The 17,057-nt window shown below is 33.1% G+C and carries 13 protein-coding genes; all 13 read left to right on the plus strand.

Annotation, left to right across the window (positions count from 1 at the left end; all coding sequences use genetic code 11):
* Positions 1-308 precede the first annotated feature (308 nt).
* Entirely contained in the window at positions 309-1,097 is a 789-nt protein-coding gene (locus tag IC218_RS20740; protein WP_227437045.1) for an SDR family NAD(P)-dependent oxidoreductase, read from the plus strand.
* A 462-nt stretch (positions 1,098-1,559) separates the two neighbouring features.
* The gene (gene rpoB / locus IC218_RS20745; protein ID WP_227437043.1) at positions 1,560-5,276 is read left to right on the plus strand and encodes a DNA-directed RNA polymerase subunit beta; all 3,717 of its coding nucleotides are present in this window, start codon (positions 1,560-1,562) and stop codon (positions 5,274-5,276) included.
* 41 nt (positions 5,277-5,317) lie between these two features.
* The gene (gene rpoC / locus IC218_RS20750) at positions 5,318-8,803 is read left to right on the plus strand and encodes a DNA-directed RNA polymerase subunit beta' (protein WP_227437041.1); all 3,486 of its coding nucleotides are present in this window, start codon (positions 5,318-5,320) and stop codon (positions 8,801-8,803) included.
* A 287-nt stretch (positions 8,804-9,090) separates the two neighbouring features.
* On the plus strand, positions 9,091-9,513 hold the full coding sequence (rpsL, locus tag IC218_RS20755) for a 30S ribosomal protein S12 (RefSeq protein ID WP_227437039.1): 423 nt from the start codon (positions 9,091-9,093) through the stop codon (positions 9,511-9,513).
* 123 nt (positions 9,514-9,636) lie between these two features.
* Positions 9,637-10,107 (plus strand): 30S ribosomal protein S7, encoded by a 471-nt coding sequence (rpsG, locus tag IC218_RS20760; RefSeq protein WP_227437037.1) that lies wholly within the window; start codon positions 9,637-9,639, stop codon positions 10,105-10,107.
* Positions 10,108-10,155: 48 nt separating this feature from the next.
* Positions 10,156-12,222, plus strand: coding sequence for an elongation factor G (gene fusA / locus IC218_RS20765; protein ID WP_227437035.1), 2,067 nt, complete (start codon positions 10,156-10,158; stop codon positions 12,220-12,222).
* 91 nt (positions 12,223-12,313) lie between these two features.
* On the plus strand, positions 12,314-13,507 hold the full coding sequence (tuf, locus tag IC218_RS20770) for an elongation factor Tu (protein WP_227437055.1): 1,194 nt from the start codon (positions 12,314-12,316) through the stop codon (positions 13,505-13,507).
* A gap of 370 nt (positions 13,508-13,877) precedes the next feature.
* Positions 13,878-14,189 carry a 30S ribosomal protein S10 gene (rpsJ, locus tag IC218_RS20775; RefSeq protein ID WP_054268679.1) on the plus strand — a complete coding sequence of 104 codons (312 nt, stop codon included), beginning with the start codon at positions 13,878-13,880 and terminating at the stop codon, positions 14,187-14,189.
* Between the two features lie 93 nt (positions 14,190-14,282).
* Positions 14,283-14,912, plus strand: a complete 630-nt coding sequence (gene rplC, locus IC218_RS20780) for a 50S ribosomal protein L3 (protein ID WP_227437029.1) — start codon at positions 14,283-14,285, stop codon at positions 14,910-14,912.
* A 29-nt stretch (positions 14,913-14,941) separates the two neighbouring features.
* Positions 14,942-15,565, plus strand: a complete 624-nt coding sequence (gene rplD, locus IC218_RS20785) for a 50S ribosomal protein L4 (protein WP_227437028.1) — start codon at positions 14,942-14,944, stop codon at positions 15,563-15,565.
* Positions 15,565-15,855 (plus strand): 50S ribosomal protein L23, encoded by a 291-nt coding sequence (gene rplW / locus IC218_RS20790; RefSeq protein WP_003421170.1) that lies wholly within the window; start codon positions 15,565-15,567, stop codon positions 15,853-15,855. The genes rplD and rplW overlap by 1 nt, the downstream gene beginning before the upstream one ends.
* Before the next feature lie 29 nt (positions 15,856-15,884).
* Positions 15,885-16,715, plus strand: coding sequence for a 50S ribosomal protein L2 (gene rplB / locus IC218_RS20795; RefSeq protein ID WP_227437027.1), 831 nt, complete (start codon positions 15,885-15,887; stop codon positions 16,713-16,715).
* 34 nt (positions 16,716-16,749) lie between these two features.
* Entirely contained in the window at positions 16,750-17,031 is a 282-nt protein-coding gene (gene rpsS / locus IC218_RS20800) for a 30S ribosomal protein S19 (protein ID WP_003421166.1), read from the plus strand.
* The last annotated feature ends 26 nt before the right edge of the window (positions 17,032-17,057 follow it).

Consider the following 17,057-nt stretch of genomic DNA (forward strand, 5'->3'; position numbering starts at 1 on the left):
TTAAATTAAGGGTATCATATAGTTTGTAATGAGATTTTAATTTAATACTATTAAAGAATATGTTTTTACTATGTTAAATACAGATGTTAAATTAAAATATAAACAATTATTGTAATGTGCATATATAAGGTGATATAATAAAAGACAAATTATATAAAACTACATATTGTTTTAAAAATTTACAAAAATACTTTAAAAATAAAATGTAATAAATAATTAATTAACAAATACAAATTTAAAATGAGTGAAATACTTCTAAAAATCGAAATATGTAGATTTTAAGAAATACATTTAAGGAGGAGTTAATAATGGAAAAATTACAAGGTAAAGTTGCAGTGGTTACTGCAGCAACTAAAGGTATTGGATTAGCATCAGCTGAAATATTGGCACAAAATGGAGCAGTTGTATATTTAGCAGCTCGTTCAGAAGAATTGGCTAATGAAGTTATAGACAGAATAAGTGCAGAAGGCGGGTGTGCTAAGTTTGTTTATTTTAATGCTCGTGAAGAAGAAACGTTTACTTCAATGATAGAAGATGTAGTTAAAAAAGAAGGTAAGATAGATATACTTGTAAATAATTTTGGTTCGACAAATCCCTCACTTGATAAAGACCTTTTAACTGGAGATACAGATAATTTCTTTGATACAGTAAATACTAATTTAAAAAGTGTATATTTACCATGTAAAGCTGCTATTCCTCATATGATAAAGAATGGCAAGGGAAGTATAATAAATATATCTAGTATAGGTTCAGTATTGCCTGACCTATCTAGAATAGCTTATTGTGTATCAAAATCAGCAATCAACTCATTAACTCAAAATATAGCAACACAATATGCAAAAGACAATGTTAGATGTAATGCTGTACTTCCAGGCCTTATTGCAACCAAAGCTGCTTTAGATAATATGTCTCCAGAATTCATAAAGGAGTTCCTAAAGCATGTTCCTTTAAATCGTATAGGGAAACCAGAAGACATAGCAAAAGCTGTTTTATTCTATGCTAGTGATGATTCATCCTTTATAACAGGAGACTTACTTGAAGTAGCTGGAGGATTTGGTTTACCTACGCCACAGTTTGCAGATAATATATTAGGATAATTATATTACTAATATAATAGTAAAAATAAAAAACTTAATTATAGTAGAAATTCTATTTTTATAAAGACTGTAGATATAATTTATGATGGAAATAGTTTAAGATTTAAAACTCCAGATTAAATTCATTTATGGTCTTTATTTTGTATATTTAACAGCTTTTGTATAAATATAATTATTTACTAGTACTTATTTATGAAATTATAATTAAATATGGGTATGGTATTAGAATGTAACTTTTTCTAGAAAATTAAACCGATAAATGAAAAAATTGGATTTTATATTGGAGAATTGTACATAATACATAATATATGCTTAAAATAATTTACAAAAAATCAAAAATAATGCATAGTTTACATATAAGATAAAAAATATATTGAAAAATACTTGACATTATGCTAAAATTATTAGATGCGTTAGAATGAACTATTGTTTTATTTTTAATTATTGAGAGGTGAAAAGTGAATGCCACATCCTGTCACGATAGGTAAAAGAACTAGAATGAGCTTTTCTAAAATTAAGGAAATAGCTGATGTGCCAAATCTTATAGAAATTCAAGTAGATTCCTATGAGTGGTTTTTAAAAGAAGGTTTAAAAGAAGTGTTTGATGATATTTCACCAATAGAAGATTATACTGGTAATCTTATATTGGAATTTGTTGACTACTCTTTAGACGATAAACCAAAGTACGATATAGAAGAGTGTAAAGAGAGAGATGCTACATATTGTGCACCTCTAAAAGTTAAGGTAAGACTTATAAATAAAGAAACAGGTGAAATAAAAGAACAAGAAGTATTTATGGGTGACTTCCCTTTAATGACAGAAAGAGGAACTTTCGTTATAAATGGGGCAGAAAGAGTTATCGTAAGTCAATTAGTTAGATCTCCTGGTGTTTACTATGCGGAAGAGAGAGACAAAACAGGTAAGAGATTAATTTCATCTACTGTAATTCCTAATAGAGGAGCATGGTTAGAATATGAAACAGATTCTAACGATGTAATATCTGTAAGAGTTGATAGAACAAGAAAACAACCAGTTACAGTTTTACTTAGAGCTTTAGGAATAGGGACAGATGCAGAAATAATTGACCTTTTAGGAGAAGACGAAAGATTATCTGCCACATTAGAAAAAGATAATACTAAGACAGTAGAGGAAGGTCTTGTTGAGATATATAAAAAATTAAGACCAGGTGAACCACCTACTGTAGAAAGTGCATCATCTTTACTAAATGCTTTATTCTTTGATCCAAAGAGATATGATTTAGCAAAAGTTGGTAGATACAAATTTAATAAAAAGCTTGCTTTATGCTATAGAATTATGAATAGAATTTCAGCAGAAGACATAATAAATCCTGAAACAGGAGAAGTATTTGTAAAAGCTGGAGAAAAAATAAGCTATGAGTTAGCTAAAGATATACAAAATGCAGGTATAAATGTAGTAAATCTATTAATGGATGATGATAAGAAAGTTAGAGTTATAGGAAATAATTTTGTAGACATTAAGTCTCATATTGATTTTGACATAGATGATTTAAACATAAAAGAAAAAGTGCATTATCCAACATTAAAAGAAATTTTAGATGGATATAGTGATGAAGAAGAAATAAAAGAAGCTATAAAATCAAGAATTAAAGAACTTATACCAAAACATATATTATTAGACGATATAATAGCTTCAATAAGTTATGAATTCAATATCTTCTATAATATAGGAAACATTGATGATATAGACCATTTAGGAAATAGAAGAATAAGATCTGTAGGAGAATTATTACAAAACCAAGTTAGAATTGGTCTTTCAAGAATGGAAAGAGTCATAAAAGAAAGAATGACAGTTCAAGATATGGAAGCTATAACGCCTCAAGCGTTAGTTAACATAAGACCAGTTTCAGCTGCAATAAAAGAATTCTTTGGTAGTTCTCAGTTATCTCAGTTCATGGACCAAACAAATCCTTTATCTGAGTTAACACATAAGAGAAGACTATCAGCTCTTGGGCCTGGAGGTCTTTCAAGAGAAAGAGCTGGATTCGAAGTGCGTGACGTTCACCATTCACACTACGGTAGAATGTGTCCGATAGAGACTCCAGAAGGACCAAATATCGGTCTTATAAACTCTCTTGGAACTTATGCAAAAATAAATGAGTTTGGATTTATAGAATCACCATATAGAAAATTTGATAAAGTAACATCAACAGTTACTGATGAGATACATTATTTAACTGCTGATGAAGAAGATTTATTCGTAAGAGCTCAGGCAAATGAGCCATTAACAGACAATGGTAAATTCGTAAACCATAGAGTTGTTTGTAGAACTGTAAATGGTGCTGTTGAAATGGTTCCTGAAAGCAGAGTAGACTATATGGATATATCTCCTAAGCAGGTTGTATCTGTTGCCACTGCTATGATACCTTTCTTAGAAAATGATGATGCCAACCGTGCCCTTATGGGAGCGAACATGCAACGTCAGGCAGTGCCTCTAGTTAGAAGAGAAGCACCAATTATAGGAACTGGTATAGAATATAGAGCTGCAAAAGACTCTGGAGCAGTTGTTGTTGCTAGAAATTCTGGTATAGCAGAAAGAGTAACAGCGGATGAGATAATTATAAAAAGAGAAGATGGAAACAGAGATAGATATAATCTACTTAAGTTTAAACGTTCAAACTCAGGTACTTGTATAAATCAAACACCTATAATAACTAAAGGTGAGCAAATAGTGCAAGGAGATGTTATAGCAGACGGTCCAGCAACTGATTTAGGAGAAGTAGCACTTGGAAGAAACTGTCTTATAGCATTCATGACTTGGGAAGGTTATAACTACGAAGATGCCATATTAATAAATGAAAGATTAGTTAAAGAAGATAGATTATCAACAATTCATATAGAAGAATATGAATGTGAAGCTAGAGATACAAAACTAGGGCCAGAGGAAATAACTAGAGATATACCTAATGTTGGAGATAGTGCAATTAAGAACTTAGATGACAGAGGTATAATAAGAATAGGTGCAGAAGTAGATTCAGGAGATATACTAGTTGGTAAAGTAACTCCAAAAGGGGAAACTGAACTTACTGCTGAGGAAAGATTACTTCGTGCAATATTTGGTGAAAAGGCTAGAGAAGTTAGAGATACTTCACTTAAAGTACCTCATGGTGAATCTGGTATAATAGTTGATGTAAAAGTATTTACTAGAGAAAATGGAGATGATTTATCTCCAGGAGTAAATGAATTGGTAAGATGTTATATAGCTAAAAAGAGAAAAATAAAAGTTGGAGATAAAATGGCTGGTCGTCATGGGAATAAAGGGGTTATCTCAAGAATATTACCAGAAGAAGATATGCCATTTATGGAAAATGGAACTCCACTAGATATAATACTTAACCCACAAGGTATACCATCACGTATGAACATCGGTCAGGTTTTAGAGGTTCATTTAGGACTTGCTGCTAAGACTTTAGGATGGTATGTTGCAACATCAGTATTTGATGGTGCCAATGAGTATGATATAATGGATGCTCTTGAAGAAGCTGGATATCCTAGAGATGGTAAATTAACTTTATATGATGGTAGAACAGGTGAAACTTTTGATAATAGAATAACTGTTGGATATATGTACTACTTAAAACTACATCATTTAGTTGATGAAAAACTACATGCAAGAAGTACTGGACCATACTCATTAGTTACTCAACAGCCACTAGGTGGTAAAGCACAATTTGGTGGACAAAGATTTGGAGAGATGGAGGTTTGGGCTCTAGAAGCATATGGAGCTGCTCACATACTTCAAGAAATACTTACTGTTAAGTCTGATGATGTTGTAGGTCGTGTTAGAACTTACGAAGCTATAGTTAAAGGTGAAAACATACCTGAGCCAGGAATCCCAGAATCATTTAAGGTTCTTATAAAAGAACTTCAAAGTTTATGCTTAGATGTAAAAGTATTAACAGATGAAGATCAAGAAATAGAAGTAAGAGAATCTGTAGATGAAGATGACACAATAGGTGAATTTGAACTAGATGTTGTAAATAACATGGGAGAAGTTGAAGAAAGTAATATAATAGAAGAAATTGAAGATGATTTTACGGAAACCGTAGAAGATGAGGATATAGAGAATTTAGAAGAATTTGCTGAAGAAGATTTATTTGAAGAAGAAATAGACTTTGATGGTGATGACTTTGATATGTAAATTTAATTAATGTAAATCTCAAATAGAAGGGAGAGAACTCCTTGTTTGAATTAAACAATTTCGAGTCGATAAAAATAGCATTGGCTTCTCCAGAAAAAATAAGACAATGGTCTAGAGGAGAAGTTAAAAAGCCAGAAACTATAAATTACCGTACTTTAAAACCAGAAAAAGATGGTCTTTTCTGTGAAAGAATATTTGGACCACAAAAAGACTGGGAGTGCCATTGTGGTAAATATAGAAGAGTTAGATACAAAGGTGTAGTTTGTGATAGATGTGGAGTAGAAGTAACTAAATCGAAAGTAAGAAGAGAAAGAATGGGACATATAGAGCTAGCAGCTCCTATGTCTCACATCTGGTACTTTAAAGGTATACCAAGTAGAATGGGACTTTTACTTGATATGTCACCAAGATCATTGGAAAAAATACTATACTTTGCTTCATATGTAGTAGTTGATCCAGGAGAAACTGGATTGAATGAGAAGCAGTTATTGACAGAAAAAGAGTATAGAACTGCTCTTGAAAAATATGGATATACTTTTACTGTAGGTATGGGTGCTGAAGCTGTAAAGATATTGTTACAAAACATAGACTTAGAGCAACAAAGCAAAGACCTAAGAGCGGAATTAAAAGACAGTACAGGACAAAAGAAAGTTAGAACAATAAGAAGATTAGAAGTTGTAGAAGCATTTAAAAAATCTGGGAATAAACCAGAATGGATGATTTTAGATGCGATACCAGTAATACCACCAGATTTAAGACCAATGGTACAACTTGATGGTGGAAGATTTGCAACTTCAGACTTAAATGATTTATATAGAAGAGTTATAAACAGAAATAATAGACTTAAGAGATTATTAGAGCTTGGAGCTCCAGATATAATTGTAAGAAATGAAAAGAGAATGCTTCAAGAAGCAGTTGATGCATTAATAGATAATGGTAGAAGAGGTAGACCTGTAACAGGGCCTGGAAATAGACCACTTAAGTCTTTATCAGATATGTTAAAGGGTAAACAAGGTCGTTTCCGTCAAAACTTACTTGGTAAGCGTGTTGACTACTCAGGACGTTCTGTTATAGTTGTTGGACCAGAACTTAAATTCTATCAATGTGGTCTTCCAAAGAAAATGGCACTAGAACTATTTAAGCCATTTGTTATGGATAAACTAGTTAAAGAAGGATATGCACATAATATAAAAAGTGCAAAATCTATAGTAGAAAAAGTTAAGCCAGAAGTTTGGGATGTTTTAGAAGATGTTATAAAAAGCCATCCAGTTCTTCTTAACCGTGCGCCGACTCTGCATAGATTAGGTATACAAGCATTTGAACCAATCTTGGTTGAAGGTAAAGCTATAAAGCTACATCCACTTGTGTGTACAGCTTACAATGCAGACTTCGATGGTGACCAAATGGCAGTCCATGTACCTTTATCAGTAGAAGCACAAGCAGAAGCAAGATTCTTAATGCTTTCTGTAAACAACATTCTTGCTCCTAAAGATGGTTCTCCTATAACTACTCCATCTCAGGATATGGTTTTAGGTTGTTATTATCTAACAATAGAAGCACAAGATGATGCTAAAGGAACAGGAATGGTATTTAAAGACTTTAATGAGCTATTACTTGCTTATTACAATAAATCAGTTCATCTACATGCGTTAGTAAAACTAAAGGTGACTCTTGAAGATGGAAGAAGTTCATTAGTTGAAAGTACAGTTGGTAGATTTATATTTAATGAAAGCATACCTCAAGATTTAGGATTTGTAGATAGAAATGAAAACCCATTTGCTCTAGAAGTTGACTTCTTAGCAGATAAAAAATCTCTGGGTAAAATAATAGATAAGTGCTTTAGAAAACATGGAAATACAGAAACAGCGGAATTACTAGATTATATAAAATCTCTAGGATTTAAATATTCTACATTAGGTGGTATAACAGTTGCTGTTGCTGATATGAGTGTTCCAGAAGAAAAGAAAGTATTTATAGCTGAGGCAGAAGAAAAAGTTGATAAATATGAAAAAGCATACAGAAGAGGTTTAATATCTAATGAAGAAAGATATGAAAAAGTTATAGAGACATGGACAGAAACAACTGATAAGGTTACTGATGCTCTTATGGGTGGACTAGATAGATTAAACAATATATATATAATGGCACATTCAGGAGCCAGAGGTTCTAAAAACCAAATTAGACAGCTAGCAGGTATGCGTGGTCTTATGGCCAATGCATCTGGTAAAACAGTTGAGATACCAGTTAAATCTAATTTCCGTGAAGGTTTATCAGTACTTGAATACTTTACATCTTCACATGGTGCCAGAAAAGGTCTTGCCGATACAGCTATACGTACGGCTGAATCTGGATACTTAACAAGAAGACTTGTTGATGTAAGTCAGGATGTTATTGTAAGAGAAGTAGATTGCGGAACAGAAGATACTACAGAAATTTATGCTATAAAAGAAGGAAATGAAGTTATAGAAGAAATATATGATAGAATTGTAGGAAGATATACTATAGACCCTATATTAAATCCTGAAACTGGTGAAGTTATAGTTGAAGCTGATGCTATGATACAAGAAGATGAAGCAGAAACTATAGTAGATTTAGGAATTGAAAAAATTAGGATAAGAACAGTTCTTAACTGTAAAACTAATCATGGAGTTTGTTCTAAGTGCTATGGTAGAAACTTAGCTACAGGAAAAGAAGTTAATATAGGTGAAGCAGTTGGTATAATAGCAGCTCAATCTATAGGTGAGCCGGGTACTCAGCTTACAATGCGTACATTCCATACTGGAGGGGTTGCAGGAGCCGATATAACTCAAGGTCTTCCAAGGGTTGAAGAATTATTCGAAGCTAGAAAACCAAAAGGTTTAGCTGTAATAACTGAAGTATCTGGTAGAGTTGAAATAGATGAAACTGGAAAGAGAAAAGAAGTAAATGTAATACCAGAAGAAGGCGAAACTCAAACATATGTGATACCATATGGTTCTAGATTAAAAGTTAAGCAAGGACAGATATTAGAAGCTGGAGATCCTTTAACACAAGGATTTATAAATCCTCATGATATAGTAAGAGTAAAAGGTGTTAAAGGTGTTCAAGAATATATAGTTAAAGAAGTTCAAAGGGTTTATAGACTTCAAGGGGTTGATGTTAACGATAAGCATATAGAAGTTATAGTAAGACAAATGCTATCTAAAGTTAAAGTTGAAGACCCAGGAGATACAGATTTATTACCAGGTGGATATGAAGATGTATTAACATTTAATAGATGTAACGAAGAAGCTATAGCTAAAGACTTAAGACCAGCAGTTGCTAAAAGAGTATTACTTGGTATAACTAAAGCATCTCTTGCAACTGATTCATTCTTATCAGCAGCTTCATTCCAGGAAACAACAAGAGTATTAACAGAAGCTGCAATAAAAGGTAAAGAAGACCACCTAATAGGGCTTAAAGAGAATGTTATATTAGGTAAGCTAATACCAGCAGGAACAGGAATGAAGAAATATAGAAATATAGCTGTTGAAAAAATTGAAGATTAATGGCAGATAGAGTAAAGAAATCTTGACAACCATTATTTGTGGTGTTAAAATAGTAAAGTGTGTTGTTTAAAAGTACACTAAGGGCTTATATGAGCTCTTAGTGACTTTTAAATGGCAATAAACAAGAACTAAAAGCATCAAGCTAGAAAAATGCTAATATCACATATTCATGTGTTATAGACATTAAATTGTAAGTAACAAATGTTACAATCAGTCAGTATGAGTATTCATATTGATGTAGTTGGCGGTCACTGATAAGATCGAAAATTTGGAAGGAGGTGCAGATGATGCCAACAATTAACCAATTAGTTCGTAAAAGTAGAAAAGCAGTTGAAAAGAAATCTACTGCTCCAGCATTACAAAAAGGTTACAACTCTTTAAACAAGAAAGTAACTGACGCTAGTGCTCCACAAAAAAGAGGGGTTTGTACTTCAGTAAAAACAGTTACTCCTAAGAAACCTAACTCAGCTTTAAGAAAAGTTGCCAGAGTTAGATTAACTAATGGTATAGAAGTTTCTGCTTATATACCAGGAGAAGGACATAACTTACAAGAGCATAGTGTTGTTCTTATAAGAGGCGGAAGAGTAAAAGACCTTCCAGGGGTTAGATACCATATACTAAGAGGTACTTTAGATACAGCAGGTGTTGATAAGAGAAGACAATCAAGATCTAAGTATGGTGCTAAGAAACCTAAGGACGCTAAAAAATAAAAACAATTAATGATTGATTATAGTTCGGTGCTTTAAATATATAGATATTTATGGCATCACGGCATTAAATAATTTATGTCGAGTACCTATGATTTAAGTTAAATAATTAAGGAGGGAAGCGAAATGCCAAGAAAAGGTAATGTTCCAAAGAGAGAAGTTTTACCAGATCCTATGTATGGGAGTAAGGTAGTTACTAAATTAATAAATAATTTAATGGTAGACGGAAAAAAAGGAAAGTCTCAAACAATAGTTTATGATGCTTTCACAGTTATTGCTGAAAAAACAGGAGAAGATGCTTTAGAAGTATTTAATAAGGCAATGGATAATATAATGCCTGTTTTAGAAGTAAAAGCAAGAAGAGTTGGTGGGGCAAACTACCAAGTACCAATCGAAGTTAGACCTGAAAGAAGACAAACATTAGGTTTAAGATGGTTAGTAAAATACACTAGAGCTCGTGGAGAAAAAGGAATGGTTGATAAATTAGCTAAAGAAATAATGGATGCAGCTAACAACACAGGAGCTTCAGTTAAGAAAAAAGAAGATACTCATAAAATGGCAGAAGCTAATAAAGCATTTGCTCATTATAGATGGTAGGATATATAGATATCTTATAAAATTGAGGATATCATAAGGAGGATAACCATGGCTAGAAAGTTTCCTTTGGAAAGAACTAGGAATATAGGAATCATGGCTCATATAGATGCAGGGAAAACTACTACTACAGAAAGAATCCTGTTTTATACTGGGCAAACTCATAAGATAGGAGAAACTCATGAAGGGGCTTCTCAAATGGACTGGATGGAGCAAGAAAAGGAAAGAGGTATAACAATAACTTCTGCCGCTACTACTGCTTCATGGAAAGACCATAGAATAAATATAATAGATACTCCTGGACACGTGGACTTCACAGTTGAAGTTGAAAGATCTCTAAGAGTTCTTGACGGTTCAGTTGCTGTATTCTGTGCAAAAGGTGGGGTTGAACCTCAATCTGAGAATGTATGGAGACAAGCTGAAACTTATGGAGTACCTAGAATAGCTTTTGTAAATAAAATGGATATATTAGGAGCAGATTTCTACAATGTTGTAAGCATGATGAAATCTAGATTAAATTCTAATGCAGTTCCTATGCAATTACCAATAGGTAAAGAAGATTCATTTATAGGTATAATAGACTTATTAAAAATGGATGCTGTTATATACAAAGACGACTTAGGTGTTGAAATGGAAGAAACAGACATACCAGAAGATATGAAAGAATTAGCTACAGAGTGGAGAGAAAAATTAGTTGAAGCAGTAGCTGAAACTGACGAAGAGTTAATGATGAAATATCTTGAAGGTGAAGAACCTACTATAGATGAACTAAAAGTTGCTATAAGAAAAGCTACTATAGCGTGTGAGATGAACCCAGTTTTCTGTGGTACAGCTTATAGAAACAAAGGTGTTCAGTTAGTAATAGATGCAGTTTTAGATTACTTACCAGCACCAACTGATATAGCAGCTATAAAAGGTATATTGGAAGATGGAGAGGAAGCTGAAAGACATTCTTCTGATGAAGAGCCATTCTCTGCATTAGCATTCAAAATAATGACTGACCCATTTGTTGGAAAACTAGCGTTCTTCAGAGTTTACTCTGGAACATTAGAATCTGGTTCTTATGTTTTAAATGCAACTAAGAATAAGAGAGAAAGAATTGGTCGTATACTACAAATGCATGCCAATACAAGAGAAGAAATAACTAAAGTTTATGCTGGAGATATAGCAGCAGCAGTAGGATTAAAAGATACTACTACTGGAGACACATTATGTGATCCTGCTAATCCAATAATACTTGAATCTATGGAATTCCCTGAGCCAGTTATATCTGTTGCTATAGAACCAAGTTCTAAAGCAGCTCAAGAAAAAATGGGTATAGCTCTTCAAAAATTAGCTGAAGAAGACCCAACTTTCACAGTTAAAACTGACCAAGAAACAGGACAAACTATAATATCTGGTATGGGTGAATTACACTTAGAGATAATAGTAGATAGATTATTAAGAGAATTTAAAGTAGAAGCTAAAGTTGGTGCTCCACAAGTTGCATATAGAGAAACTATAACTCAACCAGTTGATGTTGAATACAAGTACTCTAAGCAATCAGGTGGTAGAGGACAATATGGTCACGTTAAGATTAGAGTTGCTCCTCAAGAGCCAGGTGAAGGATACAAATTCACAAACAAAACTGTTGGTGGATCTGTACCAAAAGAATATGTTGGTCCAGTTGACATGGGTATACAAGGAGCTATGCAATCTGGTATAGTTGCTGGATATCCAGTTGTAGACGTTGCTGTTGAGTTATATGATGGTTCTTACCATGAAGTTGACTCTTCTGAAATGGCGTTCAAGATGGCTGGTTCAATGGCATTCAAAGATGCTATGAAGAAAGGTAATGCAGTTCTTTTAGAGCCTTACTTTAAAGTAGAAGTTGTTACTCCAGAAGATTACATGGGAGATGTTATGGGTGACTTAAACTCAAGAAGAGGATTAATCCAAGGAATGGAAGCAAGAAGTGGTGCACAAGTTATAAATGCATTTGTTCCACTTTCAGAAATGTTTGGATACTCTACAGACCTAAGATCTTCAACTCAAGGTCGTGCAACTTATACAATGATATTCGATCACTATGAACAAGTTCCAGCTTCAGTTGCTAAAAAGATAGCTGAAGGAAAATAATTTAAAAATTAATTAATAATATAAATATAAAAAATAATCAGCAAGACGAGACTTGTCTCGTCTTGCACAAGATAAAGGGAGGAAATTCAAAATGGCTAAAGCTAAATACGAAAGAACAAAACCTCATGTTAATATAGGGACAATAGGACACGTTGACCACGGTAAAACTACATTAACAGCAGCGATAACAAAAACATTATATGACAGATACCAATTAGGAGAAGCAGTAGATTTCGCAAACATAGATAAAGCTCCAGAAGAAAGAGAAAGAGGAATCACAATATCAACAGCACACGTTGAGTATGAAACTCCAAACAGACACTACGCACACGTTGACTGCCCAGGACATGCTGACTACGTTAAGAACATGATAACAGGAGCAGCACAAATGGACGGAGCAATATTAGTTTGTTCAGCAACAGATGGACCAATGCCACAAACAAGAGAGCATATACTATTATCAAGACAAGTTGGAGTACCATATATAGTAGTATTCTTAAACAAATGTGACATGGTAGATGATGAAGAGTTATTAGAACTAGTAGAAATGGAAGTAAGAGATTTATTAACAGAATATGATTTCCCAGGAGATGATACTCCAATAGTAAGAGGATCAGCATTAATGGCATTAGAAGATCCAAAGAGTGAGTGGGGAAATAAAATAGTAGAATTATTCGAGCAAATAGATGAATATATACCAGCACCAGAAAGAGATACTGACAAACCATTCTTAATGCCAGTAGAAGACGTATTCTCAATCACAGGAAGAGGAACAGTTGCAACAGGAAGAGTGGAAAGAGGAGTATTAAAAGTACAAGACGAAGTAGAATTAGTAGGATTAACAGAAGCACCAAGAAAAGTAGTAGTAACAGGAGTAGAGATGTTCAGAAAATTATTAGACCAAGCACAAGCAGGGGATAATATAGGAGCATTATTAAGAGGAGTACAAAGAAACGAAATAGAAAGAGGACAAGTACTAGCAAAGACTGGATCAGTAAAAGCACACACAAAATTTACTGCAGAAGTATATGTACTTAAAAAAGAAGAAGGTGGAAGACATACACCATTCTTTGATGGATATAGACCACAATTCTATTTCAGAACAACAGACGTAACAGGAGCTTGTAAGTTACCAGATGGAATAGAAATGGTAATGCCTGGAGATAACGTAACAATGGAAGTAGACTTAATAAATTCAATAGTTGTAGAAGAAGGATTAAGATTCTCAATAAGAGAAGGTGGAAGAACAGTAGCTTCAGGAGTTGTTGCTACAATAATCGAATAATCTTTTACTAAGCTAATTGATTTCATATAAAAAAAGAGGGGGTTTAACCTCTCTTTTTTGTTTTTTGTTGACAAGTAGCAATAAAGCATATATACTAAACTAGTGCCTTGAGATAGATTCATAATCAAGTTTAAGGTTATAATGTTGTAAGAGAAAATAAAATTGAAAAAAACATAAAAAAAACTTGAAAAAATGTAACAGATGATATAAAATATAATAGTGTGCTTGAGAGATTAAGAAAATAAGAATTAAATCCTAGTGAAATACGAACTGATGTCGATTTGAAAGTTACAACACACCCGGAGCAGTGTATCGGTATTAGTTGTACGCAACTTGAAAATTAAACACGTGATAAAGGAGGGAAAACAAAATGGCTAAGAATGAAAAAATAAGAATAAGATTAAAATCATATGATCACAAATTATTAGATTTTTCAGCAGGTAAAATAGTTGAAACTGCTAAAAAGGCTGGATCACAAGTTTCAGGACCTGTGCCTCTACCAACAGAAAAACAAATTGTAACTATATTAAGAGCCGTACATAAGTACAAAGACTCTAGAGAACAATTTGAAATAAGAACTCATAAAAGACTAATCGACATAGCTAATCCAACACCTAAAACAGTTGACTCATTAATGAGATTAGACTTACCAGCAGGTGTAGATATAGAAATAAAATTATAAGAACCCCTAAGATATTATCCTATAGGTAACTATCTTAGAATGATTACTTCTAAAATGATGTAATCCGCTGTAAGAATTATAGGAGGTGCTAATATGAATGGAATATTAGGAAAAAAAGTTGGTATGACTCAAATATTCACTGATAAAGGTGTAGTTATACCTGTAACAGCTGTTGAAGCAGGACCTATGGTCGTTACTCAAATAAAAACAGTTGATAAAGATGGATACAATGCTATACAAATAGGTTTTGAAGATGCTAAAGAAAAATCTTTAAACAAGCCTAAAAAAGGACACTTAGCTGCTGCTAATGTTTTAAAGAAACATTTAAAAGAGTTTAGAGTAGATTCTGTAGAAGGATACACAGTTGGACAAGAAATAAAAGCTGATGTATTTGAAGCAGGTGCAAAAATAGATGTTACTGGAATAAGTAAAGGTAAGGGATTCCAAGGTCCAATAAAAAGACATGGACAAAGTAGAGGTCCTGAATCTCACGGTTCTAGATACCACAGAAGACCAGGTTCAATGGGAGCTTGTTCTTACCCAGGTAGAGTATTTAAAAACAAAAAATTAGCTGGACACATGGGAAGCGTAAAGGTAACAGTTCAAAACTTAGAGGTTGTGAAAGTAGATGCTGATAAGAACCTTATATTAGTTAAGGGAGCTATACCAGGAGCTAAAGGTTCAGTAGTAACTATAAAAGAAGCTGTAAAGGTTTCTAAATAATGACTAACCTAGAGAAAGGAGGAATAACAATGCCAAAATTAAATGTACTAAATGTTAGTGGACAAAACGTTGGAGAAATAGAATTATCAGATTCTATATTTGGCGTAGAAGTTAATGGACATGTTTTATATGAAGTTGTAAAAAATCAATTAGCAAATAAGAGACAAGGAACTCAATCTGCTAAGACTAGAGCAGAAGTTAGAGGTGGCGGAAGAAAACCTTGGAAACAAAAAGGAACAGGTAGAGCAAGACAAGGTTCTACAAGATCTGTACAATGGGTAGGTGGAGGAGTTGCTTTTGCACCTAAACCAAGAAGTTACAAATATACATTACCTAAGAAGGTAAGAAGATTAGCTATGAAGAGTGCTTTATCTTCAAAAATACAAAATAGTGAAGTTATAGTATTAGATGCATTAAACATGGATGCTCCTAAAACTAAAGAATTCGCTCAAATATTAAATAATATAAATGCTGCTAAAAAAGCTTTAGTAGTTATAGCTGATAAAAATGATAATGTAATAAAATCAGCTAGAAATATAGAAGGTGTTCAAACTGCATTAGTTAATACTATGAATGTATATGATATATTAAAATATGATTCATTTATAATAACTACAGATGCTGTTAAAAAAGTGGAGGAGGTGTACGCATAATGACTAATCCACATGATGTAATAATAAGACCAGTTGTAACTGAGCACAGTATGGCTGAAATGGGTGAAAAAAAATACACTTTTGTTGTGGCTAAAGATGCGAACAAAACTGAAATAAAAAAAGCAGTAGAAAAAGTATTCGGAGTTAGTGTTGATAAAGTAAATACTTTAAACTACGATGGAAAAGTTAAAAGAATGGGTAGAACTCAAGGAAGAACAGCAAGCTTTAAGAAAGCAGTAGTTAAATTAACTGCTGATAGTAAAGAAATAGAATTCTTCCAAGGAATGTAATATTATAACAAACGAAGGAGGGAAAACAGATGGCTATAAAAAAGTTTAGACCAACTTCTCCTGCCTTAAGACAAATGACAGTTTTAGTTTCTGAGGAAATAACATGTAACCAACCAGAAAGATCTCTTTTAGTTAACTTAAAGAAAAATGCTGGTAGAAACGTACATGGTAGAATAACTGTTCGTCATAGAGGTGGAGGACAAAAAAGAAAATATAGAATAATAGATTTTAAAAGAGATAAAGATGGTATACCTGCTAAGGTTGCTACTATAGAATATGATCCAAACAGAACTGCAAATATTGCATTATTAAACTATGCTGATGGAGAAAAAAGATATATATTAGCTCCAGTTGGAATCAACGTTGGAGATACTATCTTATCAGGATTAGGTGCTGATATAAAACCAGGAAACTGTTTAGCATTAAAAGATATGCCAGTTGGTACTATCATTCATAATATAGAATTAAAGCCAGGAAAAGGAGCTCAATTAGTTAGATCTGCTGGAGTTTCTGCACAATTAATGGCTAAAGAAGGAAAAAATGCTTTATTAAGATTACCATCAGGTGAAATGAGATTAGTAAGCATAAACTGTAAAGCTACTATAGGACAAGTTGGAAATATAGAGCACGGTAACGTAGTTATTGGTAAAGCAGGTAGAAAAAGACATATGGGAATAAGACCTACTGTAAGAGGTTCTGTAATGAACCCTAATGACCATCCACACGGTGGAGGGGAAGGTAGATCTCCAATAGGTAGACCATCTCCTGTTACTCCATGGGGTAAACCAGCTCTTGGATACAAAACTAGAAAGAAAAACAAAGCTTCAAATAAGTTAATAGTATCAAGAAGAACTAAGTAGTAAATTTATTTTTGCTCGGAAAGGAGGAATATAAATGTCAAGATCAACTAAAAAAGGACCTTTTGTCCATGCAAGACTTTTAAAGAAAATAGAAGCTATGAATGCTAGCGGAAATAAAGAAGTTATAAAAACTTGGTCAAGATCTTCAACTGTATTTCCACAAATGGTAGAAAACACTATAGCTGTTCATGATGGAAGAAAACATGTTCCAGTATATATAACAGAAGATATGGTTGGACACAAATTAGGTGAGTTCGTTCCTACTAGAACTTTCAAAGGACATAAGGATGACGAAAAATCTAATAAGAGAAAATAATTAAATTATGACTAAGAAAGGAGGAA

The sequence above is a fragment of the Clostridioides sp. ES-S-0005-03 genome (assembly GCF_020658455.1).
In the GTDB taxonomy this organism is placed as follows: Bacteria; Bacillota; Clostridia; order Peptostreptococcales; family Peptostreptococcaceae; genus Clostridioides.